General features: G+C 36.4%; 27 protein-coding genes and 1 pseudogene. 25 read left to right on the forward strand and 3 right to left on the reverse strand.

What is annotated here, in order from left to right; all coding sequences use genetic code 11:
• The first annotated feature begins 58 nt into the window (after positions 1-58).
• The 6 genes from xylB to trxB all read left to right on the forward strand — a co-directional run bounded on the left by xylB (position 59) and on the right by trxB (position 7,166).
• A complete protein-coding gene (gene xylB / locus GM661_RS00935; RefSeq protein WP_230868350.1) occupies positions 59-1,552 on the forward strand; it encodes a xylulokinase in 1,494 nt (497 codons plus the stop codon).
• Positions 1,553-1,576: 24 nt separating this feature from the next.
• Positions 1,577-2,215 carry a class II aldolase/adducin family protein gene (locus GM661_RS00940; RefSeq protein ID WP_230868351.1) on the forward strand — a complete coding sequence of 213 codons (639 nt, stop codon included), beginning with the start codon at positions 1,577-1,579 and terminating at the stop codon, positions 2,213-2,215.
• Between the two features lie 438 nt (positions 2,216-2,653).
• Positions 2,654-3,097: a MarR family transcriptional regulator gene (locus tag GM661_RS00945; protein ID WP_230868352.1), complete on the forward strand. Its 444-nt coding sequence runs from the start codon at positions 2,654-2,656 to the stop codon at positions 3,095-3,097.
• A gap of 62 nt (positions 3,098-3,159) precedes the next feature.
• Complete coding sequence (locus GM661_RS00950; protein ID WP_230868353.1) at positions 3,160-4,332, forward strand: macrolide family glycosyltransferase; 1,173 nt, start codon at positions 3,160-3,162, stop codon at positions 4,330-4,332.
• 188 nt (positions 4,333-4,520) lie between these two features.
• On the forward strand, positions 4,521-5,984 hold the full coding sequence (guaB, locus tag GM661_RS00955) for an IMP dehydrogenase (RefSeq protein WP_230868354.1): 1,464 nt from the start codon (positions 4,521-4,523) through the stop codon (positions 5,982-5,984).
• Positions 5,985-6,230: 246 nt separating this feature from the next.
• The gene (gene trxB / locus GM661_RS00960; RefSeq protein ID WP_230868355.1) at positions 6,231-7,166 is read left to right on the forward strand and encodes a thioredoxin-disulfide reductase; all 936 of its coding nucleotides are present in this window, start codon (positions 6,231-6,233) and stop codon (positions 7,164-7,166) included.
• On the opposite strand, the gene GM661_RS00965 is transcribed toward trxB, so the two are convergent.
• Positions 7,163-7,321, reverse strand: a complete 159-nt coding sequence (locus GM661_RS00965; RefSeq protein ID WP_230868356.1) for a hypothetical protein — start codon at positions 7,319-7,321, stop codon at positions 7,163-7,165. The two genes, trxB and GM661_RS00965, sit on opposite strands and share 4 nt — an antisense overlap.
• Positions 7,322-7,488: 167 nt before the next feature.
• On the opposite strand from GM661_RS00965, the gene GM661_RS00970 reads away from it, so the two are divergent.
• The 10 genes from GM661_RS00970 to GM661_RS01015 all read left to right on the forward strand — a co-directional run bounded on the left by GM661_RS00970 (position 7,489) and on the right by GM661_RS01015 (position 16,340).
• Positions 7,489-8,154, forward strand: coding sequence for a dTMP kinase (locus tag GM661_RS00970; protein WP_230868357.1), 666 nt, complete (start codon positions 7,489-7,491; stop codon positions 8,152-8,154).
• 73 nt (positions 8,155-8,227) lie between these two features.
• Positions 8,228-8,557, forward strand: coding sequence for a cyclic-di-AMP receptor (locus GM661_RS00975; protein ID WP_125987289.1), 330 nt, complete (start codon positions 8,228-8,230; stop codon positions 8,555-8,557).
• A gap of 30 nt (positions 8,558-8,587) precedes the next feature.
• Entirely contained in the window at positions 8,588-9,571 is a 984-nt protein-coding gene (gene holB / locus GM661_RS00980) for a DNA polymerase III subunit delta' (RefSeq protein WP_230868358.1), read from the forward strand.
• A 7-nt stretch (positions 9,572-9,578) separates the two neighbouring features.
• On the forward strand, positions 9,579-10,388 hold the full coding sequence (locus tag GM661_RS00985; protein ID WP_230868359.1) for a PSP1 domain-containing protein: 810 nt from the start codon (positions 9,579-9,581) through the stop codon (positions 10,386-10,388).
• An 11-nt stretch (positions 10,389-10,399) separates the two neighbouring features.
• Positions 10,400-10,708: an initiation-control protein YabA gene (locus GM661_RS00990; protein WP_125987296.1), complete on the forward strand. Its 309-nt coding sequence runs from the start codon at positions 10,400-10,402 to the stop codon at positions 10,706-10,708.
• 5 nt (positions 10,709-10,713) lie between these two features.
• Positions 10,714-11,445 carry a tRNA1(Val) (adenine(37)-N6)-methyltransferase gene (locus GM661_RS00995; RefSeq protein ID WP_230868360.1) on the forward strand — a complete coding sequence of 244 codons (732 nt, stop codon included), beginning with the start codon at positions 10,714-10,716 and terminating at the stop codon, positions 11,443-11,445.
• On the forward strand, positions 11,438-12,304 hold the full coding sequence (rsmI, locus tag GM661_RS01000) for a 16S rRNA (cytidine(1402)-2'-O)-methyltransferase (RefSeq protein ID WP_230868361.1): 867 nt from the start codon (positions 11,438-11,440) through the stop codon (positions 12,302-12,304). Before GM661_RS00995 ends, rsmI begins: the two co-directional genes overlap by 8 nt.
• Before the next feature lie 43 nt (positions 12,305-12,347).
• Positions 12,348-13,511, forward strand: a complete 1,164-nt coding sequence (locus GM661_RS01005; RefSeq protein ID WP_230868362.1) for an iron-containing alcohol dehydrogenase — start codon at positions 12,348-12,350, stop codon at positions 13,509-13,511.
• A gap of 31 nt (positions 13,512-13,542) precedes the next feature.
• Positions 13,543-15,495, forward strand: coding sequence for a methionine--tRNA ligase (gene metG / locus GM661_RS01010; protein WP_230868363.1), 1,953 nt, complete (start codon positions 13,543-13,545; stop codon positions 15,493-15,495).
• Between the two features lie 191 nt (positions 15,496-15,686).
• The gene (locus GM661_RS01015; protein WP_125987306.1) at positions 15,687-16,340 is read left to right on the forward strand and encodes a redox-sensing transcriptional repressor Rex; all 654 of its coding nucleotides are present in this window, start codon (positions 15,687-15,689) and stop codon (positions 16,338-16,340) included.
• Here the strand turns inward: GM661_RS01015 and GM661_RS01020 are convergent, their stop codons facing one another.
• Positions 16,341-17,120, reverse strand: a complete 780-nt coding sequence (locus GM661_RS01020; protein ID WP_230868364.1) for a CheR family methyltransferase — start codon at positions 17,118-17,120, stop codon at positions 16,341-16,343. It abuts the gene before it with no gap.
• A gap of 5 nt (positions 17,121-17,125) precedes the next feature.
• Positions 17,126-18,160, reverse strand: coding sequence for a protein-glutamate methylesterase/protein-glutamine glutaminase (locus GM661_RS01025; RefSeq protein WP_230868365.1), 1,035 nt, complete (start codon positions 18,158-18,160; stop codon positions 17,126-17,128).
• Positions 18,161-18,318: 158 nt separating this feature from the next.
• Between GM661_RS01025 and GM661_RS01030 the strand changes: the two genes are divergently transcribed.
• The 9 genes and pseudogenes from GM661_RS01030 (at position 18,319) to GM661_RS01070 (ending at position 25,200) form a co-directional block, all read left to right on the forward strand.
• The gene (locus GM661_RS01030) at positions 18,319-19,110 is read left to right on the forward strand and encodes an MBL fold metallo-hydrolase (RefSeq protein ID WP_230868366.1); all 792 of its coding nucleotides are present in this window, start codon (positions 18,319-18,321) and stop codon (positions 19,108-19,110) included.
• Between the two features lie 13 nt (positions 19,111-19,123).
• Positions 19,124-19,375 carry a hypothetical protein gene (locus GM661_RS01035; RefSeq protein WP_230868367.1) on the forward strand — a complete coding sequence of 84 codons (252 nt, stop codon included), beginning with the start codon at positions 19,124-19,126 and terminating at the stop codon, positions 19,373-19,375.
• The gene (rlmH, locus tag GM661_RS01040; RefSeq protein ID WP_230868368.1) at positions 19,314-19,793 is read left to right on the forward strand and encodes a 23S rRNA (pseudouridine(1915)-N(3))-methyltransferase RlmH; all 480 of its coding nucleotides are present in this window, start codon (positions 19,314-19,316) and stop codon (positions 19,791-19,793) included. Before GM661_RS01035 ends, rlmH begins: the two co-directional genes overlap by 62 nt.
• Before the next feature lie 253 nt (positions 19,794-20,046).
• The gene (locus tag GM661_RS01045; protein ID WP_230868369.1) at positions 20,047-20,316 is read left to right on the forward strand and encodes an SDR family NAD(P)-dependent oxidoreductase; all 270 of its coding nucleotides are present in this window, start codon (positions 20,047-20,049) and stop codon (positions 20,314-20,316) included.
• Entirely contained in the window at positions 20,297-20,506 is a 210-nt protein-coding gene (locus GM661_RS01050; protein ID WP_230868370.1) for an SDR family NAD(P)-dependent oxidoreductase, read from the forward strand. Before GM661_RS01045 ends, GM661_RS01050 begins: the two co-directional genes overlap by 20 nt.
• Before the next feature lie 191 nt (positions 20,507-20,697).
• The gene (locus GM661_RS01055) at positions 20,698-21,216 is read left to right on the forward strand and encodes a hypothetical protein (RefSeq protein WP_230868371.1); all 519 of its coding nucleotides are present in this window, start codon (positions 20,698-20,700) and stop codon (positions 21,214-21,216) included.
• A 68-nt stretch (positions 21,217-21,284) separates the two neighbouring features.
• Complete coding sequence (locus tag GM661_RS01060; protein WP_230868372.1) at positions 21,285-22,208, forward strand: alpha/beta hydrolase family protein; 924 nt, start codon at positions 21,285-21,287, stop codon at positions 22,206-22,208.
• A gap of 255 nt (positions 22,209-22,463) precedes the next feature.
• Positions 22,464-22,724 (forward strand): annotated as a pseudogene (locus GM661_RS01065) (ferrous iron transporter B); the annotation flags it as partial.
• 400 nt (positions 22,725-23,124) lie between these two features.
• On the forward strand, positions 23,125-25,200 hold the full coding sequence (locus GM661_RS01070) for a methyl-accepting chemotaxis protein (RefSeq protein ID WP_230868374.1): 2,076 nt from the start codon (positions 23,125-23,127) through the stop codon (positions 25,198-25,200).
• The last annotated feature ends 163 nt before the right edge of the window (positions 25,201-25,363 follow it).

Genomic DNA, 25,363 nt, shown 5'->3' on the forward strand with positions numbered 1-25,363 from the left:
TACTAACCCTATTTTAAATTTAAATATTTTAACGTCCATTTTGAATGGAGGTCAAAACATGAATCAAGAGATTTTTGTTGGAATTGATTTAGGTACTACTGGAATGAAAATTATTTTTATGGACACCGATGGGACAATATTAGCCAAGAATTATGTTGATTACCCGATACTAAATCCTGAACAGGGGTATGCAGAGCAAAGGCCTTCTGATTGGTGGCAGGGTTTATGTAAGATCTCTACTGAAGTGTTAAACGAACATCCTGGTTTAAAAGATAGAATAGCTTGTATAGGTATTTCTGGCCAGATGCATACCCAGGTCTATCTTGATAACAATAACCGCATATTGAGGAATGCAATAACCTGGATGGATCAGAGGACAAGGAAATTAGTGGAAAGATATAATGCAAAAGAAGAAAACAGGATGATTATTTCTGATTATACCCTTAACTCTCTTTCTACTACCTATACTGCACCACATATTGTTTGGGTAAAAGAAGAAGAGCCTGATATATATAGGAAAACTGAAAAGGTTCTTCTGGCCAAAGATTATATCAAATACATGTTAACTGGAGAGATGGTTACGGACTATTCAGATGCAGTAGGAACCCTTTTGTTTAATACTGTTAAGAAAAAGTGGTCTGACGAGATGTTTAGACTTTTTGACTTAGCTCCAAGTTTAATGCCTGAGGTAGATAAATCAGCCCAAGTAATTGGAAGAATCACCCCTGAAGCAGCTAGTATTACTGGACTTCCTGAGGGCACTCCTGTTATAAATGGTTCTGCTGATCAGGCTGCTACCTCACTTGGGGCCGGGGTCATTCATCCTGGAGAGGTTACAGCAATAGTGGGTACAGCTGGTGTTATTTCAGTTATTTCCGATGAACCTATAGCTGACCCTGAACACAGGGTACTATGTTGGAATTATTGTCTAGAAGACAAATGGGTTAACCTGGGGATAATGCAGACAGCTGGTGAATCCTTAAACTGGTTTAAACGGACCTTTGATAGTGAGTCAGATGCTGTTTTTGATATCTATAACCAGGAAATAGCTAATATAGCAGATGGTAGTGAAGGTTTAATATTTTTACCTTATTTGATGGGAGAAAGATCACCTCACTGGGATTCTGAAGCTCGGGGAGTATTTTTTGGCATGAGCATGAATCATAATAAATATCATTTTGTTAAGTCAATTATGGAAGGTGTTAGTTTTGCCTTTAAAAATAACCTTGAAGTCATGGAATCATTAGGAATCAATATTGATAAACTGCGGCTGCTTGGTGGAGGCAGTAAGAGTGAAGAATGGCTTAATATTATGGCTAAAGTACTTAACAAAAAGATTAGTCCAGTAAAAGTCGCAGAAACTGGTGCTTTGGGTAGTTCTATTTTATGTGGCTTAGCACTGGGGGTTTACGATTCCCTGGATGATGTGGTTTCTCGTCTAACTATGACTGGCAAAGAATATTATTACGAAGAAATACCTGAAATATACTATAAAAATTACAATAAATATAAAAAGATATATCAGAGAACAAAGGATATTTTTAAACTATAAATTAAGATTAAGGGTGATAAAATAATGGATGACTTCAAACAAATTGTTGTTGATGCAGGAGTTAAGATGTGCCAGAGAAGCTTGACAGTTGGTACTTGGGGTAATATTAGTTATCGGGATCCTGAAAGCGGTAATATTTTTTTAACACCTAGTGGTATGGATTATCAGAAATTAGGGACTAATGATATTGTTGTTTATAATGCAAAAGGGGAAATAATCGAGGGCCAAAGAAAACCTTCAATTGAATGGTCAATGCATTTAGCTATTTTTGCGGCAAGGGAAGATGTAAATGCTATTATTCATACACACCCGACTTATTCCACTGCTTTTGCTATTACAGATACTTCAATACCACCAGTTTCAGAGGACTTTGTACAGATTGTAGGTGATTCAGTAGAATGTGCAGAATATGCCCTGCCTGGGACAAAAGAATTGGGGGAGTATGCTGTTAAAGCTTTAGCATCTAAAAATGCGGTATTATTGACCAGTCATGGGACCTTATGTGTAGGCCCTAACATGGATTTTGCTTTTAAGGTTTGTGATGTTGTAGAAAAAACAGCTTATCTCTATCTAATGAGTAAGAATTTAGGTGAGGCTAGAATTATACCACCTGCTGATATAAAGGCGATGCAGGATTTTGTTAAAACAAAGTATGGTCAGTAGATATAAGAAAACTCATATTAGAAAAATAACTCTTTAGTAATAGTTTTATCTTGTTATCGGATAACAAGATAAAACTATTATTTTTTTAAAGTTTAGGAAACTATGCAATTTTGAAATTGTGGATAACTTTGAAGACCGACAGATATATTTGTTTTCCTTGCCGTGCGCTGCGGTGTCCTACCTCCGCTTACTGTCGAGAAATTTTCCTTCGGCGTCGTGCCTACGGATAATTTCTAGAGTCGTCCAACAAATATATCTGTCTGGATTATGTTAACTTTGTGTAAAGTAAAAAATTAATAATTATTGATTAAGTTTGGGTGGCGAACCCTTCTACGTTTAATTAAATTGCTATATAGTTGATTTATAAAAATTATTATGCTACAATATTAATTAGAATTCTTATTATAAGAATTCTAATTAATATTGGGGGTGGTTTTGATGAAGAGAAAGTTAATTAAAGAAGCAGCAGAAGAGATTGCTGGGTTTATGCCTTTTTATTTTAAATATATAAACCCAATTATACATAAAGATGAAAAATATTCTTTAAATGAAAATCAAATAAAATTAATAATGATGCTGTATTTAACAGAGAGTCAAACACCTACGAAACTTAGTATTTTTATGGATATGCCTAAAGGCAGTTTAACAACTATAATTGATTCGCTTGTTGATAAAGGTTTTATAACAAAAAAAGAAGATATTAATGATAGAAGAAAAAAGAAGATAAGTATCACTGAAAAAGGAAAGGGATTTGTAGCTTATAAAACTAACGATAGTTTACTTAAATTTAACGACTTATTTCAAAATTTTAAGGAAGATAGTTTGGAAAGGATAATAATAGGGTTTAGAGAACTATCTCAAAACTTAAAGTTAAGTAATTAATTTTGTACAAATATTAAATTCCGATTATATTCATTTATAGTATGAAAGGGGTAAGTTGAAGAATGGATACTATTATATTTTTTGGTGTTCCCGCTCATGGTCATATTAACCCAACACTTCCAATTGTTGAAGAATTAATTACAAGAGGAAAGAGGATTATTTATTATTGTACTGAAGATTTTAAGGATATAATAGAAAACAGTGGTGCCCTATTTAGACCTTATAAAATGGAAATTATGAATAAAAATAATAAATTAATTTCTAAAAATTTTATTTCACTAACAAGGTCAATTTTAGAATCTACAGATGATATAATAAATCATCACCTTGAAGAGGTGAGAGATGAAAATCCAGTTTGTATAGTTCATGATTCTTTTTGTACCTGGGGCAGGTGTATTGCCAAGGTTTTAAATATAAGGGCAGTATGTTCAACTACGATATTTCCAATAGGAAAAAAGTTTTTAAATCCAGGGATATTAATGATGATGCTTAGTAGATTGGGAGATTTGATAAGATTTAAGAAGCTTGCTAAATACTACAGTAAAAAATATAATATTGAAGTTGATCTTAAACATACTATTATCAATAAAGAAGATCTTAATATAGTATATACTTCAAGGTATTTCCAGCCTAAATCAGAAGAAATAGATGAGAGCTATAAGTATGTTGGCCCATCAATTAACCATAGAGATGAAGACCTTGATTTCCCTTTTGAAAAATTGAGGAATAGAAAAGTTATTTATATTTCTCTAGGTACATTACTTAACCAAAACATTAGTTTTTATCAGAAATGTTTAAAAACCTTTGCTCAAAAGGAATTTCTTGTTATTATGTCTGTGGGTAAAAATACAGAGATAAAAGAGTTGGGTGAAATTCCTGATAATTTTATTGTCAAAGATTATGTGCCACAAATTGAGGTTTTACAAAGGGCAGATTTATTTATATCACATGCTGGTATGAATAGTGTACATGAAGCCTTATATTTTGGTGTTCCTTTAATTTTAGTTCCACAACAACCAGAACAGCTAATGATTGGGAAAAGGATTGAGGAATTAGGAGCAGGGATTTGTTTAAATAATAAAGAAATTAATGAAAATATACTTCGAGATTCTGCAGATAAAATCATGAAACACCAATCATATTTGCAAAATACAAACTATATAAAGGAAACTTTTAGAAAAGCTGGCGGCTATAAAAGGGCTGTTGATATAATTTTGGATACATTACCACACTAGTAATTTTATGATAAGTATATAACCATGGTCTGGACTGAATCTCTGAAACTTTGATAATTACCTTGACAACAATTTTTATCTCTGTTAAAATGTTAAAAATACCTACAGTTAATTTAGTAGATTGGGATGATTTTTACTAGTATTTTTAGCTAAAATGGTTAACATAGAAAAACAAGGAGGTCTTTATCATGGAAAAACTTATTAAAGAGGGTTTAACATTTGATGATGTTTTGTTGATACCGGCGCGGTCAGAAGTTCTTCCCCGGGATATAGAGACTGGTACCAGATTAACAAGGAATATTCGTTTAAATATACCTATTATTAGTGCTGGAATGGATACAGTGACAGAGTCCAGGATGGCTATTGCGATGGCCAGGCAGGGCGGTATTGGGATAATACATAAAAACATGAGTATCAAAAGACAGGCTGAAGAGGTTGATCGGGTCAAGAGGTCTGAGAGTGGTGTCATTGTTGACCCTTTTTATTTATCACCAGAGAAAAAACTCAGTGATGCTGAGGCTTTGATGTCAAAATATAGAATATCCGGGGTCCCGATTGTGGATAAGGATAAAAAATTGGTCGGGATTATTACCAATAGAGACCTCCGTTTTGTTAAGGACTATGACAGGGATATAGCTGAAGTGATGACAGATGAGGGATTAGTAACAGCCCCGGTGGGAACAACTGTTGATGAGGCTAAAGAAGCCCTGCAGGAACATAAAATAGAAAAACTTCCCCTTGTTGATGAAGATGGTTTACTTAAGGGATTAATTACTATTAAGGATATTGAAAAGGCTGAGAAATTCCCTAATGCTGCCAAAGATAGTCAGGGGAGATTACTAGTTGGGGCGGCAGTTGGTGTAACCGAGGATACTATAGAGCGGGTAACTGCCCTGGTAGAGGCAGAGGTAGACATTATTGTAATTGATACTGCTCACGGTCATTCTGTAGGGGTTTTAAACACTGTTGAACGGGTAAACGAGGCTTTCCCTGAATTGGAGATTATTGCCGGTAATGTTGCTACCGCCCAGGCAACAGAGGATCTTATTAAGGCAGGTGCGGATGTTGTTAAAGTAGGTATAGGTCCTGGTTCAATCTGTACGACCAGGGTAGTAGCTGGTGTTGGTGTACCACAGATTACAGCCATACTTGATTGTGTAGCCAGGGCAAAAGAATATGATATACCAGTGATTGCTGATGGTGGTATTAAATATTCAGGGGATATTGTTAAAGCCCTTGCTGCTGGTGCAGATACAGTAATGCTTGGTAGTATACTGGCTGGGACCGAAGAAAGCCCTGGTGAGTTTGAAATTTATAAGGGCAGGAGTTATAAGGTTTATCGTGGCATGGGTTCAATGGGGGCTATGCAGGAAGGCAGCAAAGACAGATATTTTCAGGAACAGGAACAGGAAGCCAAGAAACTTGTACCAGAGGGTATAGAAGGAAGGGTTCCCTTTAAAGGCCCTTTAGGTGATACTATCTACCAGTTAGTGGGTGGCATAAGGGCAGGTATGGGGTACTGTGGTACTAAAACCATTAAAGACCTCGGAGAAAATGCTCGTTTTATCAAGATAACTGCGGCTGGTTTAAGGGAGAGTCATCCCCATGATGTAAATATTACTAAAGAAGCCCCAAATTATTCTATAGATTAATCTAAAGTGATTTAATAAGATGTTTTGCCTATAAAGTGTGAATCCTAACTTTATAGGCTTTTTTAGATTTTAGATAGATTGTGTGACAAGGGGACGTTTCGTTTGTCATAACTTAAAGGCATAAGGTAAAAAGGAAGTATTTTTAAGATGATATAAAATGTAGTTTGTTTTACACTATAATTCTTGTATATAATATATAATATAGTTAGAATTGTTAATATTTGATTATACTAGGAGGTAAGGAAAATGTCTGATAAGATAAAGAAGGAGAAATTGATTATTATTGGTGGTGGGCCGGCTGGCCTTACAGCAGCAATATATGGGTTAAGGGCTGGTTTAGATCCCCTTGTACTTATGGGTCCTGAACCAGGGGGCCAGATTACTACTTCGCCGGAAATAGAAAACTTTCCCGGGTTCCCCGGGGGGATAAATGGTTTTGAATTAATGCAGAAAGTTATTCAACAGGTTGAGAGTTTTGAGGGGAGACTGGCCTATGAGATGGTAGATGAGCTGAATCTGAAGCAGAAACCGTATACTATCAAGACTGGAAACCAGGTATATCAGACTGATACTATAATAATAGCAACTGGTGCTTCTCCACGCAAACTGGGGCTTGTCAGGGAAGGGGAACTCCTGGGTCAGGGTGTTTCTTACTGTGCTACCTGTGATGGTGCCTTTTTTAAAGGGCAAGCTGTTGCTGTGGTAGGGGGTGGGGATGTTGCCCTTGAAGAGGCCAGTTATTTAAGTGGTTTTGCCTCTAAGGTTTATCTCATCCATCGGCGCAATCAGTTCAGGGGAACAAAGTTATTAGCTGATAGGCTAATTAGTAATCCAAAGCTTGAAATATTATGGGATTCTGAGGTTAGAGATTTACTAGGTGATGAAAAATTATCAGGGATTGTTGTGGAGAATAATAAAACAAATGAAAAGAAGGTATTAAATGATGTCAGGGGACTTTTTATTGCTATTGGTTATAACCCTAATGTCAGTCTTTTTGAGGGAATTATTGAGCTGGATGAGTCAGGTTTTATTAAGACTAATGATAGGTATATGACAAATATAGAGGGTGTGTTTGCTGCTGGGGATGTTCAGGATCCACTGTATCAGCAGGTAGTAACATCAGCTGGTAGTGGTGCAGCAGCGGCAATAGAAGCAGGTCAGTACATAGACAGTTTGCTTTAGTCTTCACTGAGGAGTTCAGCCTTTACTTTTTTGACTGTCATTAGAGATACACCGATTTTATTGGCAATTTCATAGTCTTCCAGAGAAGGCCAGATAGGGTTATAATCCTGCTGGCCTTTCTCTATATCTGTATTATCGTACCCGTCTTTTTTCATTTAATCAGCCCCTTAAGGATTAGTATGCATGTTTGAGATTTACTTTATACAGTAGTGAGGGGAGTCAATTGTGGTTAAATCTAATATATAGTGAAATTTGCAGGGATTTTAGGATTTATAGAGAATATAATTAATTACAGGAATAAAACAAAAAAGTAGGGATGATTGTGAACGGTAAATTAATCGTTATTGAATCTGGTACTGATTCCAGTGGGAAAGCAACCCAGACAGATAAGTTATACCAGAGATTAAAAAAAGAATCTTATAATATAAAAAAGATACAGTTTCCAGACTATCAGAGTAGGTCATCAGAGCTGGTTAAGATGTATTTGAATGGTGAATTTGGCGGTAAACCAGGTGATGTTAACTCCTATGCTGCTTCAACTTTTTATGCTGTAGATAGATATGCCTCATATCAGTTAAAATGGAAAAAGTATTATCAGGATGGGAAGATTATTCTGGCTGATAGGTATACTACCTCAAATATGGTCCACCAGGCCAGTAAGATTAAAGATCTAAAGGAAAAGGAAGAATATCTTGATTGGTTATATGACCTGGAGTTTAACAGATTTTTATTACCGGAGCCTGACCTGGTGATTTTTCTGGATGTTCCTCCTGAGAAGAGCCGTGTTTTAATGGATAAACGGGCAGAGGGTAAGGATATTCATGAACAGGATATTAATTATCTGAGCAGTACCTATGATAATGCCTGCTGGTTGGCTGAAAAATATAAGTGGCAGGTGATAGACTGTGTCAGGGGAAATATTATGCGGACAGTAGAAGAGATACATGAAGAAATTTATGATTTATTTACAGGTTTAATGCAGAGATAAGCTGGCAAATTATAGTTAGGTGCTTGTGATCTAGGGTGAGCGATTATTTATTAAAGAAGGGAGAAAAAAGCAGATGAAAATGGTAATTGCTATTGTACATGACCATGATGCCCATCGCTTATTGGAGGCACTTAATCAGGGTGGATTCCAGGCGACGAAGATGGCCAGTACAGGTGGCTTCTTAAGAGAGGGGAATACTACTTTTATAATTGGGACAGAAGCGGGTGACCTTGATCAGGTAATAGAGATAATACGGGATAACTGTAAGTCGCGAAAAAAGACTGTTGCCCCTATGTCCCCTGTGGCTACTACACTGGAGAGTTATTATTCCTTCCCTATGGAGGTGCAGATTGGTGGTGCCACAGTCTTTATTATTAATGTAGAACAGTTTCTAAAATTATAATATAAATGACAGTTTGTAAGGGGAATAACGATGGGTTTTAAAGATATAATAGGACAAGATAGTGCGGTTGAGCTCTTAGTTGAGCAGTTAAAAAGTCGGCGGGTATCCCATGCCTTCCTTTTTATTGGAAAAGATGGGGTTGGGAAAAAGAGACTGGCTCTGGAGTTTGCCAGGGCATTGTTTTGCCCTGAGAAGGAGGCTGATGCCTGCGGCATTTGCCTCTCCTGTAAAAAGGTGTCTCATCAAAACCACCCTGATATTAGGCTTGTTGAGATTAATGAGGGTGACAATATCAAGATAGAACAGATCAGAGAACTCCAGCAGGAGATTGCTTATAAACCATATGAAAGTGACCGGAAGGTATTTATTATTGATCAGGCTGATCAAATGACAGTACAGGCAGCTAACAGTCTGTTGAAGACTCTGGAAGAACCCCCTTCCTATGCGCTTATAATTCTGCTGGCAGAAGAGACTGATAGTCTGTTACCTACAGTTATTTCGCGCTGTCAAAAAATCCAACTGAGTAAGCTGGCCAGGGAAGAAATTGAAAAGAAACTTAAATCAGAGGGAGTAGCACCTGACAAAGCGGAGGTAATAGCTGGTCTAGCAGATGGTAGTCTTGGCAGGGCTCTGGCCCTACTGGGAGACGAGGAATTTTTAAATAGCCGGCAAGAAGTATACAGTATATTATATAATTTAGATAAGGTGGATACAGTAGATTTATTTAAGCAGGCTGATAAACTGACTACTTATCTAAATAACGGCCTGCCATTATTTGAGTTGATATTAAGTCTATTCAGGGATATAATATTATATAAACAGGGAAATAATAACAGGATAGTTAACTTCGATTTTATTGATGATATAAAGGTGATGGGAAAGAAGTATAAGATAGAGGAATTGATAGGGATTGTAAACTTGACAAATACTATTAGTGGTTATATAAGGGCTAATGTTAAAAAAGACTTAGCCCTACAGAACTTACTACTTAAGATTCGAGCTAAGAGGGTGTAAATATAAAATGGAGATAGTTGTAGGGATTAGTTTTAAGAAGGCAGGTAAGATCTATTATTTTGACCCTGGTGATATTGCTTTAGTAATTGGGGATAATGTAATAGTAGAGACTGCCAGGGGTATAGAGTTTGGTGAAGTAGTCCTGGGAAAGAGAGAGGTTGTTGAAGAAGAGATTGTTGCACCATTAAAAAAAGTAATCCGTAAAGCGACTGACAGGGATCAGAAAAAGAATGCTAGGAATAAGGAATTGGAGAAAGAGGCCTATGATATCTGTGAGAAAAAGATAGCTAAACACGGCCTGCCTATGAAATTGATTGATGTTGAATATACCTTTGATCATAATAAGGTAATTTTCTATTTTACTGCTGACGGCAGGGTAGATTTCAGGGAACTGGTTAAGGATTTAGCCAGGGTATTTAAGACAAGAATTGAATTGCGGCAGATAGGAGTAAGGGATGAAGCCAAGATGGTCGGTGGAATGGGGATCTGTGGCCGCCCATTGTGCTGTTCTCTTTTTCTGCGTGATTTTGACCCTATATCAATCAAAATGGCCAAAAAACAGGAACTTTCTTTAAATCCAGCCAAGATATCTGGTGTCTGTGGACGTTTGATGTGCTGTTTGAAATATGAATCCAAGATTTATAAGCGTTTAAAGAAAGAGATGCCTGATGTAGGAGAGATGGTTGAACTGGATATTGGGGAAGGTGAGATAGTAGAAAGGAATCTGGTTAAACAGACAATTACTGTAGATATAGGTGCTGATGAATATATTGAGGTAGAGATAGATGACCTAGATAATTATGAAGATGATGAATAGGAGAGGGTATCATGGATGAAGAGGTTCTAAGTGCCCTTGCTTATTTCCAGGAGCAGCTTGAAGAGATGTCACTCAGGTTTCAAAAATTGAAGGATATTACCTATAAGATATATCAGGAGAATGAGGAATTAAGGCAAGAGAATGAAGAATTAAAGGATATTGTCTTTGAAAAACAAAAAGAGCCTAAGGGCAAGGGTTATAGTAATTTATTTCGTTTATATAAGGAAGGATATCATATCTGCCATCCCAGTTTTGGTGAGAGACGAAAAGGAGACTGCCTTTTCTGTCAGAAATTGATGGATAAGCAGTTTGAGGAGTAGTAAAGATGGAAGAGATAACAGAGTTGATTCCAGGTAAACTGGATTTGATACAGGACTCCCGTTTTTTTAAGTTTGGTAATGACTCTGTTTTCCTGGCTGATTTTACAGTAGTAAAACAGGGAGAGACAGTAGTTGACTTTGGCAGTGGCAGTGGAGTAATTCCACTGCTTTTGGCATTCAAACAGAATCCGGGCAAGGTAATTGGTCTGGAATACCAGGCAGAATTAGTTGAGATGTCCAGGAGGAGTATAATTATAAATCAACTGGAAGAGCAGATAGAGATAATTCATGGTGATCTCAGCAGGGCAGGTGAATATATTAAAGCCAATACCATTGACCTCTTGGTTAGCAATCCTCCATATATGCCTGTGGACGGCGGTAGGATAAGTAAGGGGAGGGAAAAGGCTATAGCCCGGCATGAGATATATTGTACCCTGGAAGATGTAATCAGGGAAGGGGCGAAATTATTAAGGTTTGCCGGCAGAATGACCATGGTTCACCGGGTTATGAGGCTGGCAGAGATTATTTCACTGATGAAGGAATATCAGATTGAACCTAAACGGATGAGAATGATTCAGTCGGGGGTAGACAGCAGCCCCCGGGTTTTCCTGATAGAAGGAAGAAAAGGAGGCAAACAGGGGATGAGAGTTGAACCTCCTTTGATAGTATATAGTCGAGATGGCAGAGAATATAGCCCTGAGGTTAAGGGGATATATGGAGGGGGTGCTTATGGATAAAGCAGGTAGATTATATATTTGTGGAACCCCTATAGGTAATTTAGAGGATATAAGCCTTAGGGCTTTAAAGGTTTTAAAAAAGGTCCATTTAATAGCAGCGGAGGATACCAGAAGAACAAGGAATCTATTAAATTATTATCAAATAAAAACAAGCCTAAAGAGTTATCATGAACATAATGAAAGGGAAAGAACAGGGGAGTTGATCAGCTTACTAAAAGAGGGTAAGGATATTGCCCTGGTAAGTGATGCTGGTATGCCAGGCATCTCTGACCCGGGAAAGGTAATCTTTAAGGCGGCTGTTGAGGAAGGTATTGAACTAATCCCTATTCCTGGTCCTACTGCTGCTATCTCTGCCCTGGTGGTATCTGGTCTGCGAATGGACAGGTTTGTTTTTGAGGGTTTTTTACCTAGGTCTGGTAAAGAGAGGAAGCAGCGTTTAGCTGCGATAAAGGGTGAAGAGAGAACAGTCATTATTTATGAGTCACCTTACCGTTTAAGAGATACCCTTCAGGAATTGTTAGACCTGCTTGCTGAAAGGAAAGTGGCTGTAGTCAGAGAAATAAGTAAGGTCCATGAAGAAAAGGTTTATGGGCAGGTAGAAGAGGTTTTGTCTTTTTATGCTGATCAAGAACCGAAGGGTGAGTTTGTCATTGTTATTGAGGGAAGACCGGCACCTGAATTCAGTAAAGAAGGCTGGGAAGATATGACGGTTCTAGAACATCTCAAATTAATTATGGATCAGGGTGTTAGTAAGAAAAAGGCTATAAAAGAAGTCGCCCTGATAAGGGGGCTGCCTAAACGGAAGGTCTATAGTGAAGCAGTAGTTATTGACTATATTGACAATGATAATAAATTTTAATAAAATTATCTTGACTTTGAAGGAATATAAGGAGGGGTTAAATTTGGAGAATTTCACATTTTATAACTCAACAGAAATAATTTTTGGTAAAGGAGAAGTTAATAGAGCTGGTGAAAAAACAGCAGATTATGGGAAAAAGGTTTTATTGGTAACCGGTGGTGGTAGTGTCAAGAGAATAGGGCTTTATGATAGGGTTATGAACGCTTTTGAAAACGCTGACCTGGAGGTTTTTGAGCTGACTGGTATCGAGCCTAACCCGCGGATAAGTAAGGTAAGAGAAGGGGTTGATATCTGCTTAGAAAAGGAAATAGATATAGTAATAGCGGTAGGTGGTGGTAGTGTTATTGATACAGCTAAAGCTGTTGCAGCAGGTGTCTGTTTTGACGGTGATCCTTGGGAGATGTTCACTATGGAAGGGGAACCTGATGAGGCTATTCCTGTAGGGGTTGTATTGACTTTAGCAGCTACAGGTTCTGAGATGAATGGTAATGCAGTAATATCTAATCTGGAAACCGAGCAGAAATTAGCTATTCATACACCAGCCTGTCTGCCTGTTTTTTCTATCCTGGACCCGGTGAATACATATACAGTTCCCAAGGAACATACAGTCTATGGGATTATTGATATAGCAGCCCATGTTTTTGAACAATATTTTAGTCACACTGAAAGCACTCCTATTCAGGATAGTTGGGCAGAAGGCATTATCAAAACCCTGATTAAAGAAAGTGAGGTTGTCCTGGAAAACCCCGAGGACTATAATTCCCGGGCCAACATTATGTTGGCTGGTACCATGGCAATTAATGGCCTTTTATCCATAGGGAAGGATGATGACTGGGCCAGCCATGCTATAGAACACGAGCTTAGTGCTATTTATGATATACCCCATGGTGGTGGCTTAGCTATTCTCTTCCCCAACTGGATGAAATATGTATTAAGTGAGGGGACAGATAAATTTGTTCAATATGCAGTTAATGTCTTTAATATAGACACCAAGGGAAAAAGTGATCAAGAAATAGCCCTGGCTGGTATAGAAAAAACCAGGGAATGGTTTAATTCTATGGGAGCTCCCGCTCGACTGGCTGATTATGATATCGGGGAAGATAAACTGGAAGAAATGGCAGCTAAGGCAGTTAGCCGTGGTCCTTTAGGGAGTTATAAGGTTCTTGAAAAAGAAGATGTACTGGAGATTTACAGGATGAGTCTCTAGTTGAGATAAAATGGAAAGGGGTAACAGATCAATGACCACTAAAAATACTTTTTATGTCACAACACCTATTTACTATCCAAGTGATAAATTACATATAGGTCATGCCTATACAAGTGTGGCAGCTGATACAATAGCTAAATTCAAAGAATTACAGGGTTATGACACTATGTTTCTTACTGGTTCTGATGAACATGGTCAGAAAATAGAACGCAAGGCAGCTGAAGCAGGAAAAAAGCCCAAGGTATATGTTGATGAGATTGTAGCCACTTTTAAGGCACTCTGGGAACGTCTGGAGGTTGATTATGATTATTTTATCAGGACTACTGAAGATAGACATGAAGAGGTAGTACAGGAGATTTTCAGGAAAATATATAATAAAGGTGATATTTACAAGGGGAAATATGAAGGATGGTATTGTACACCCTGTGAAGCCTTCTGGACTGAAAGGCAGCTTGAGGGGGAGAAACTCTGCCCTGACTGTGGTAGGGAGGTTGAATGGGTAGAAGAAGAGAGTTATTTCTTTAAATTAAGCAAATATGCTGATAGATTATTAAAACATATTAAGGACAATCCAGATTTTATACAACCAGAGAGCCGGCGTAATGAGATGATCAGTTTTATTGAGCAGGGCTTAGATGATTTAAGTGTCTCCCGAACTACCTTTGACTGGGGAATACCTGTGCCAATTGATGATAAACATGTTATTTATGTCTGGCTTGATGCCTTAAGCAATTATATTACAGCTATAGGCTACTTAAATGACGATGAAAATTTTAATAAATATTGGCCAGCTGATATTCACCTGGTAGGTAAGGATATCCTCCGTTTTCATACTATTATCTGGCCGATTATATTAATGAGTCTTGACCTGCCTTTACCCAAACAGGTCTTTGGCCACGGATGGTTATTGACTAAAACCGGTAAAATGTCTAAATCCAAGGGGAATGTTGTTGACCCTAATATACTAATAGATGATTTTGGGGTTGATCCGATCAGGTATTATCTTCTGCGGGAAGTAGCCTTTGGAACAGATGGGACTTATTCAACAGAGGCCTTGATTCAGCGGATTAATTCTGACTTAGCCAATGACCTGGGAAATCTCCTGAATAGGACTATCAGTATGGTTGAACAATATTTTAATGGTGTGATACCAAAATCAGGTCTAGCTGAAGATGTAGATGAGGAGCTTAAAAGATTTGCCGCTAAAACTCTGGAATTGGTTGACAATAGTATGAGTGAGTTAAAATATGCTGTGGCCCTTGAAGAGATATGGAATTTAATCAGGAGGACTAATAAATACATCGATCAGACTACTCCCTGGGTACTGGCCAGGGATGATAATAAAAAGGATAGACTGGGAACAGTTTTATACAATCTCCTGGAATCATTAAGGATTACTGCTGGTCTTTTGAAACCATTTTTAGTTGAGACACCTTATAAGATTGGGGAACAGATTGGTATCAGGGATATGATTGAAGAAACAAACTGGGATGATTTAGCAACCTGGGGGTTACTGCCAACAGGTGGGATAGTCAGCAAGGCAGAGCCTATCTTTCCCAGAATAGATATGGAGGAGTATTTTGCTATGGTAGAGGAAAGGAAAAAAGAACAGACTGTGAAAGAGGAGAAAGAAGGTAATGATAAGCAGACAGGCAGTGGTTTAATTAATTTCGATGATTTTAGCAAAGTTGACTTAAGGGTTGCTGAGATACTGACAGCTGAAAATATTGAAAAAAGTAATAAATTATTAAAATTACAGGTTGATCTGGGGGATGAACAGAGGCAGTTAGTTGCTGGTATAGCTAAGCATTATCAGCCAGCTGATTTAGTCGGCAAAAAGATTTTGATGGTAGCCAACCTTGAACCAGCAACTATCTTTGGTGTAAAATCCAAGGGGATGATACTGGCTGCATCTAATGATGATGGTGATCTGACAATAACTACAGTTGATAAAGAGATTAGTAATGGGAGTCGGGTGAAATAAATATTTTCCCTTCTGTATAGTTTGACCTTTTTATAAAATAAACATCCCTTCATTCTTATTGAGGGGGTGTTTTCTGTATATTAAGGTCTTAATAGCTGACATTTGTGTTTGTTTTTGATATAATTTAGACATAACTAAAAATTACTTGTTCATATATATAGATATAATCAAAAAAAGGAGGAGTAAGTAGGATGAAGAACCGTGATTATATACCTAAGGCAACCATAGAAAGGTTGCCACTATATTACCGCTGTCTGGATAAGATGGCTGTTTTTGATGGGGAAGAAGTAGTTTCCTCAAAAGAACTCGGAGGTAGACTTGGTATTCCATCTACTCAGGTCAGGAAAGACCTTTCCTATTATGGAGAGTTTGGCCGCCGGGGGGTTGGTTATGATGTTAGTGGTTTAAAGAAGTCGATTGGTAAGATACTAGGTGTTGACAGAGTCTGGCCAGCAGTGCTGGTAGGGGCCGGCAACCTAGGTAGGGCACTGGTTAATTATGAAGGCTTTAATAAGATGGGGTTGAATATTGTTAGTGTTCTAGATGCCGACCTAGGTAAAATTGGTAATAAAATAGATGATATAACAGTCGAGAGTATTAAAGAGGTGGAAAGGGTTGTCAGGGATGGTAGTATAGAATTAGGGATCATAACTGTACCAGGAAATGCAGCCCAGGAGGTAGCTGATGAATTGATAAATGCTGGGATTAAATCTATCTGGAACTTTGCTCCGACACGATTAATTGTCCCTAAAGATATTATTGTACGTAATGAAGACCTGGCTGTAGGTATAGTAAGCCTTATCTATCATTTAAGCTGGAATAAACATGATAAACATGGAGGCTAACTATAATTTTCGGTAAAAAGAAGAATAAACCTTTTCCAGGCCGTATTTCTGGGGGTTGAAAATAAATTCTGTATTACCGAGGAATAGATACCCACCAGGTTTAAGGACTGAGCTAAATTTATGGCAGAGCATATCCTTTATCTCGTTTGTCAGATAAATAAAGAAATTGCGGCTTAGTATTAGATCCCAGCCCTTAAGGAAGGGGTCATTAATTAAATCCATTTTTTCAAAAGCAACCTGTTTTTTTATCTTTTCCGATAAAATGTATTTTTTATTAGAATTTTGGTCAAGGGTAAAATACTTATCAAATACCCCGGTGGGTACATTTTCCAGTGAATTTGAGCCGTAAACACCTGCTTTAGCTGTATTAAGTATATCAGGGTCTAAATCACTGGCTAAGATCTGATATTTTTTATAATTTGATTCACTAAGGATTAGTGCCAGTGTATATGGTTCAGAACCATTTGAACAGGGTGCACTCCATATCTTGACACTGGAGTTATTTTTAAAAATCTCAGGTAGTAGTTTGTCTTCCAGATATCTAAAATTCTCCGGGTTACGGTAGAATTCAGATGTGTTGATAGTAAAATGGCTAAGGTATGCTTCTTTAAAGGAGGGGTCATTTTTTAAGAGCCTAAGACATTCATCATAATCAGCTATATTATGGCGGCGCATCAGGCTTTCTGTCCTCCTCTGGACACGCTTTAATTTATAACCACTTAGATTAATATTTAGGATATCAGAAGCAGTATCTTTGAAATCATTAAAGGTAATGGGCATATGGTTTATATTCTCCTTTCGACTAGTTCAATAATTTTAAATGGTATCTGGTGTAGGGGTAGTATTTCATCATAGGCATTGGCCTTGATAGTTGAACCGGGCATACCATAGACAAGGGCTGTACTCCTGTCTTCTACAATACCGAAGCCATTGTTTTTCTTGATGTTTTTCATGCCCTCAGCCCCATCAGAGCCCATACCGGTTAAGATAACACCTATTACCCTATCTTTAAAATGCCGACTGGTTGAGGTCATCATGTAATCCACACAGGGCCGAACACCCCATTTAGTTGCCCATTGGTTAAGGACAACCTTGCCTTGTTTGTTGATTTGCATGTGGTAATTGCCAGGGGCCAGCAGGGCAAGACCAGGTGTCATTGTGTCACCTTCAGCGGCTTCTTTTACAGTAATAGCTGATTCCTGGTTAAGTCTATTGGCAAAAGAGGTGGTAAAACCTGCTGGCATATGCTGTACAATTAATAGGGCGGCTGGAAAGCCAGCTGGTATTACTGGTAAAACTGCTTTTAAGGCTTTGGGTCCACCTGAAGATGTACCGATGGCAATAATGGGAAAATTCTTTTTGGGTTTTTTTCTTGATATTTTACTCTTATATGGAGTTATGGGTTTAATTTTCAACGGGTCTTTTGGTTCCATCCTGGCTGCAGCTTTGATTTTTAAAATAAGGCTTTTGGTTATGTCATCTATATTCATACTGACTGAGCCGTCTGGTTTTGGTATAAAGTCAAAAGCCCCTAATTCAAGTGCCTTCATGACAGTTTCTCTGTCATCCATAGCACTGATCATAATAGTAGGGATAGGGTGTTTTAATTTCATTATTTCCCTTAGGGTCTCCAGGCCGTTTTTTTCAGGCATTTCAACATCCATAGTGATTACGTCTGGTTTGATATCTTCTAGTTTTTTAAGTGCCTTGGCACCATTACTTGCAGTAGCAATAACTTTTAGGTCGTCACTCTCTTCAATGGTGTTTTTAAAAATCTGTCTCATAAAGAGGGAGTCATCTACTACCATTACTTTTATCATAATAAAACCTCCCGTATATTAATTTATTTGGACAAATATTTTTATATGCCGGGATAATAAGTTTCAACTTTATAGACAAAAGACTTTTTCCGACAAAGATACATAATATATAATTTCTTCTTTCTAATCAAAAATCCTGCATGAAATGTGGTGAAATAATGAAAATAAGGGTTTCAGTTTTGGCAAGTGGTAGTTCTGGTAATTCAATTTATATATCTAGTAATAAATTTAGTCTTTTAATTGATGCTGGATTGAGTGGTAAGGAAATCAGTCATAGATTAAAGAAAATAGGTGTTTGTGCTGAGGAGTTGGACGCAGTGTTAGTTACTCATGAACATTCAGATCATATCAAAGGAGTAGGGGTTTTATCAAGGAGATATGATCTGCCTATCTATGCCAATGAGTTGACCTGGCAGGAAGCTGCTAGCCATCTTGGTAAAATCCAAGAAAAAAACTGTCAGGTATTTAAGGGTGATTTTTCCCTTGGGGATTTAGGTATTTCTCCTTTTAGCACCTCACATGATGCTGTTTCTCCAGTCGGTTATATTATTAGTTGTGGTAAGACTAATATTGGGGTTGCCACAGATACAGGTTATATATCCAGTGAGATGGAAGAAAGACTCAGGGGATTAGATTTGTTAGTAATAGAGGCAAACCATGACCTGGATATGTTAATGAATGGAGGTTATCCCTGGCATTTAAAGAAACGAATTAATGGAGATAAGGGACATTTATCTAATGATGCTGCAGCTGCTTTGTTACCCAGGCTTATTAATAGTAATTTTCCCCGCATATTGCTGGCCCATCTAAGTAAGGATAATAATAGGCCGGAACTTGCTTACATAACGGTTAAAAACAGTCTGGAGAATAATGGAATATATATTGACAGAGACCTGAAGCTAGATATGTGCTGCCGTGATAAGCCGACAGGGCTTTATGAGCTTGGATAAAGGGGTTTAAGCTATGAACTTATTCTTTAAAATCTGCTTAATTTTACTGGGCTGTTTTTTTCTGGGCTTGCTTATATTATATGTTACAATACTATTCTCCACAGAAAAAGTCCGTGAGATTCCAATTATTATCGAACAGGAACCAGATAAATTAATCAGCCGCTTTTATTATAGTAAGCACCTTAACAGAGAAGGAGTTAATAATGGAGATAAATATTATTTGTCCAGGGAAAGCAAAAGAAGATTACTTGCAGATCGGTATTAATGAGTTTATTAAACGATTACAGCCCTATACTGGGGTGAATATAAGGGAGGTAGCTGATGAGAAAATACCTGCTAATCCCTCAGAGGCCGATTTAGAGAGGGTTAAAGATAAGGAGGGGAAAGGGATTATTACTGCCCTGGCAGATAAAACATATATAATTGTCCTTGATGTAAAAGGCAAACCCATGACATCCCCCGGTTTAGCTAAATCAATTCAGAATTTACAGTTAAATGGTCGCAGTAGTATCAGTTTTGTTATCGGTGGAGCCCTGGGGTTAAGTAAGCATGTACTTAAAAAGGCCGATTACCGGCTGTCACTTTCTCATATGACTTTTACCCACCAGATGGTAAGATTGATACTTCTTGAACAGGTTTATAGGGCTTTTAAGATAATACGAGGTGAACCGTATCACCTGTAATGCATAAAACATCGTAACCCTATGGGTATCTTGGGGTCTCCCTTATGGAAATCAAGTTATATAATTCAGAATTGAAGGTGATGGAAGTATTATGGGGGGGAAGGCACTTTAACAGTTGTTTAACTGGCTCGGATTTTGAAAAAAGACACATGTAAATATTCCTGGGAAGCCCACTGCCAGAGATTTCTTCACTACAGGTTTGTGAGTTGTTTGTTAGATTAAAAATAAATTTGTTAAAGAGGTGGTATTAGTTATGAAAAAAGCTATTATAATTGGCGCTTCTTCAGGGATAGGGAGAGAATTAGCTAAAGTCTTATCGCACAATAATTATCTTCTTGGCTTAGTTAGTAGAAGGACAGAATTATTAAAAGAAATTCAACAGAGATTACCTGGAAAATCGTATATTAAAAGAATTGATATTTCTTCTTTGAATAGCAGGGATTATTTAGAAGAGCTGATTAGCGAAATGAGTGGGGTAGATTTAATAATCATTAGTGCTGGTTGTGGGTTTATTAATTGCTGAACTTGAATATGAAAAAGAAAAAAGGACAATTGATGTAAATGTTTCAGGCTTTAGTGTAATGATAAATGTTGCATATAGATACTTTTGCAAAAAAGGGAGGGGACATATAGTAGGGATTTCATCAGTTGCTTCTATTAGAGGTGGGCAAGATGCACCTGCTTATAATGCATCAAAGGCATGTTTCTCCTGAAAAGGTCGCCTTGCAAATATACAGTGCTATTGTTAAGAAGAAAGAATATGCATATATTACAAAACGTTGGGCGTTGATAGCCTGGTTACTTAAGATTATACCTGATTGTATATATCAAAAATTGTGATTGTTGAAATAGAAGGTTATTTATGATTTTTAGGTTATGAAGTTTAAAAAAGGAGAAGATTTCTTTGAAATTAAATAAAGTGGGTTTATTATTTTTGTTATTTGTTTTTTGTGTACTTTCTGCCTGTAATAAGGTTGGAACTGGAACTGATAATAATAAACATAGTCTTTCTATATATTTAGTTAAAGATTTATCAGTAGAAGAAGCTATGAGCATGAATATTGATGAATTACCACTGGAAACTTTACCTGTCTTAACAGATAATGAAATAGAAAAATATAATTGGGGGGAACACACTTTTTACATAAAGAATGGTTTTAATATAGAGGGAAAATTAGAAGGGAAAGTACCATTAAATGGTAGACCGTTTGTATTTCTTATAGATGGTAAAAGAATATATTTGGGGAGTTTCTGGAATATGCTTTCTTCCTTACACTGGTCTAATATTCCGACGATTAATTCTGTATGGTCAGGGGAATTCACCGAGAATAAATACCATATTGCAAAAGCAAACGAACAACAGGACCCAAGAGAGGACAAAAGAATATTTGAAACCTTAAAAAGTTTAGGGAAATTGGAATAGTCCTGAAATATATTAACTCTTACCTGTAAAAAAGTCTGAAAAAATAAAAAGAGAAAGGGGTTTTGATCATGAAAAGACTTGTACTATTTGGATTGTTGATTTCAATTGTTTTAATGGTAATTTTTTGCAGCACAGGTAATGTAAGCTCAACAATGGAGAAAGGGGATATAAGTAATTCCAGGGGAGAACACCTGGAATATTATTTAGGGAAAAAGTCAGATAAGGAACTAAGTAATAAGCTTTTAGTTATGATTCAAGGGTCAGGCAGAGAATCAATAAGAGAAAGTTTTGGTATGGGTGCTGAAGGGGCAACTCTGGGTTATGATGTTCTGTATATGGAAAAATATGCTTTTGATAATGAAGAGATGTATAATAAAACAAATTGTAGAGAAAGAAGAATTGGAGACATTGAACTAGTTATAAATCATGTTATTAATAATGTATATGATAATAATCTAAAAGAAGTCCTTATCTTGGCAAATAGTGAAGGTGGTTCAATAGCACCTGAGATTGCATATGATATAGAAGGAGTCACTCATATGATAATCATGGGGGCAGGTGGTTATTCTCAAGCCAAAGAATTTGAAACTTTAGTTAATAAAGAAATTAATGATGATCAAGAAAGAACTTTTGGAAAAGCTGGAATAAAAGATTTACAAGAGCTAAATGCAAAATTCAGAGAAATTACTAGTAATCCAACTTATGATAAATTCTGGTTAGGTCATACATATAAGTACTGGAATACTTTTTTAAATTATAAACCAGATATATATTTAGATAAACTGGATATACCTGTATTATATATAATAGGAAAAGAAGATAATAGTGTACCTTATCAGTCGGTTGAATCTCTAGCAAATAAATTTTCGGATAGGAATAATTTTGCTTTCAAAATCATTTCAGGGCTTGATCATAGTTTTACTGATAAATCTGGAAAAAACAAATTAAAAGAAGTAATAGAAAGAATAATTTTACCATGGCTTAAGAAATAATAATTAATCTAGTGCATATAATTTTGAATGTATTTCTGATGATATAGAAAAAAAAGAGCGATTGAAGTAGATAAAAAACTATAGTCGTTTAACACGGTTATTACGTTCAGACGAAGTACTTTCTTCATTAGTATCTTTCCAATTTTTCTGAATTGTGAACTGTTTGTATGAAAATACGAAGTCACCCTAATAAAGTCCAAAGTTAAATTGCGAAATAATATATAACAACAGTAATCAATTGTAATAAGAGATACAGGAATAATGGCAACTAGAACAATTAAGAATGATAGACAGAGAAGAACCACTGCTATGCTGACACCTTTTATGCCTTGTGGGGCAAAATTACCTGTAATTGCGCTATTTGCAGGTGCCTTTTTAAATGATGCTGCCTGGGTGGGAACATTAATGTATTTTATAGGTATTGTAATCATCATTATTGGGGCTTTAATTGTATTAAGAATTACTGGTGAGAAAAATTCAAGGTCATTATTCATTATGGAAGTGCCAGAGTATAAAGGAGCCAAATGTATTGGCTGTCCGTACAGTCCTACAGATGGTAGTAGTTGTGTTTGTAACCATGATTTAGAGTAATTTTTAATAGAAAAAGCAGGGAAAAAGGGTAGCCAATATTTATAAGGGCTACTTTTTTTAGATTATAAAAAAATAAATAATCTTGCCTTTTAAATTAGAAGATTGTTAACTCTCTTTTAAAAAAGAAGGATTTTTTTGAGTAATGGCGTATAATATATATAAGAATATTGTCGAAATATGCAGAAAGGGCATATTTAGAAAAATGCAATGTGAAAATGCAAGAAGACATAGTTCTAATTTTTTTAAGGATAAAATTGAATTTGTTAACTGAGTCTAGTTTTTTGTGGAGTCTAGATTTTATAAAATAGGGGGGAGAAGTTAGTGTATGAAAAAACTTAGTCATAGGATTATCTTATCAGTTTTATTGTTAATTATTATTACATGTTCAGTAATTGCTTATATAAGTATAAATCAGGCCTCCAGTAATATTGGAGATGAGGCTAGCAAAAAAATGGAAAAAGAAGCAGCTATGTATGCCAACGAATTTAGTTTACAGTTAAATACTGTGGGAAGTAAAGTTAGTACACTAGGTTCAATAATAGAAGAAACTATAGATTTAAATAATCTTTATAATGAGAATTATGTTATTTCATACAAAAAACAGATAGCTCCGATAATAAAAAATATAGCTGAATCCAGTGAAGGTGTTAATGGGGTATATATCTTTTTTAACCCTGAAGTTGTTGGTTCAGAGTCAGCACATGACATTTATTATTATGATGAAAAAGCTAATGGAAAATTTAAGCGAGTAAAGGAAAAGGATATAGAGGAATATGATGAGAGTTCTGAAGAAATGGATTGGTTTTATGCCCCATATAGAGAGGGTAAACCGTGTTGGACAGAACCGTTCTATTATGAACATATCGATGATACTGTAATTTCTTATGTGAAAGCAGTAGTGATAAATGGGGAATTTATAGGTGTTATAGGTATGGATTTTAGTTTTAATGACATACAAAATACAATAAATGCGGTCAAGTCATATCAGACAGGATTTGCTTACTTAATGAACGAAAAAACAGAGTTTATAGTACATCCTGAATATGATAATACAGAATCACTCTACAGTCTGGGCTTGACAGGAGCGGCTGAAGAGATACAGGGAAATAATAGTGGTATATTTATTAATAAAGATCAGGGGAAAGAGCTGTACAATAGTTATGCAAAACTAAGTAATGGTTGGATAATGGTAATAGCTGCCCCGCGGAGTGAAGTTTTCGCAAAAATTAGTTCCCTAAGGAATTTTATCTTAATTATAACTATTATTATATTAATAATATCTGCTATTATAATGTATCTTCTAGGTAATAGTATTGCCAGGCCTATAAATGAACTGGCCAGGATTATTGATAAATTATCTAATTATGACCTATCCTTTGAACAGAATAGTAAGGCTATTAAGTATTTAAAGAGAAAAGATGAAATTGGGCAGATTAGTAATGCGTTGTCTGTTATGCAGAAAAATTTTATTGAACTGATACAGTCAATAAAGGATGTTTCCAACCAAGTAGCTGCTTCGAGTGAAGAGCTATCTGCCAGCGGTGAACAGGTTGGGGAAACAGCTGAACAGGTCGGTGCTGCAATTCAGAATGTGGCTTCAGGTGCTGAAGAACAATCAGCTCAGGTAGAAGAAACTATCAGTAATATTGAAGACATGATAGAACAAATTGAACAAATAGATGTTAATAGTAATACTATGATTAATTCAGCGGGAAATGTTATGGAACAAATTGGAGTAGGTAACAAAGCAGTAAAAAAATCTATTTTACAAATTAATGAAGTTAGTAGTGATACCAGGGAGGTTGCTCATATTATACAAAATTTGGGAAATATCTCTGATGAAATAGGTGGTATTATTGAAATTATTAATGGTATAGCAAATCAAACTAACCTTCTTGCCTTAAATGCTGCAATTGAAGCTGCCCGTGCAGGGGAAGCTGGAAGGGGATTTAGTGTAGTGGCCGATGAGATTAGAGAACTGGCTGAAGATTCAACTGAATCAACTGAGAAAATAGCTGGCTTGATAAAACAGATTCAAGGGAGTGTGAAAGAGGCAGTTGGTAAAATGGATGAAAACATAAGAACTGTTAATAATAGTGTTAATTCCATTGAAGATAACGGGAAGATATTTAATAGTATAAGTGAGCTGTCAAATAAACTTATGGATATGATTAATGGGGTTAAAAGAGATGCCAGTGACCTGGCAGTAAGGAGTGATCAAGTAATAGCAGCTATAAATAATGTTGCTGCAGTAAGCCAGGAAGCAGCGGGCAATTCTGAAGAAGTAGCTGCATCAAGTGAAGAACAGGTTGCAGCAACAGAAGAGATAGTGGCAGGTACTAAGTCATTGGCTGATATGGCTGATGAGTTGGCAAATCAGGTAAATAAATTTAAAATATAGGTGCGAAATATTATTTTGCATATAATACTAATATTAGATAATGATTTAATACTATGATTATCGGTTTAATTTTTTTAGCTACCTAAAGGTTGCAGGTGAATTGTTTTCATTTGCAATCTTTTTTTATTTTTTGCAGTTCTGCATATGGATTAGAGGTTTTTGC

The sequence above is a fragment of the Iocasia fonsfrigidae genome, from assembly GCF_017751145.1.
Taxonomy (GTDB): domain Bacteria; phylum Bacillota; class Halanaerobiia; order Halanaerobiales; family DTU029; genus Iocasia; species Iocasia fonsfrigidae.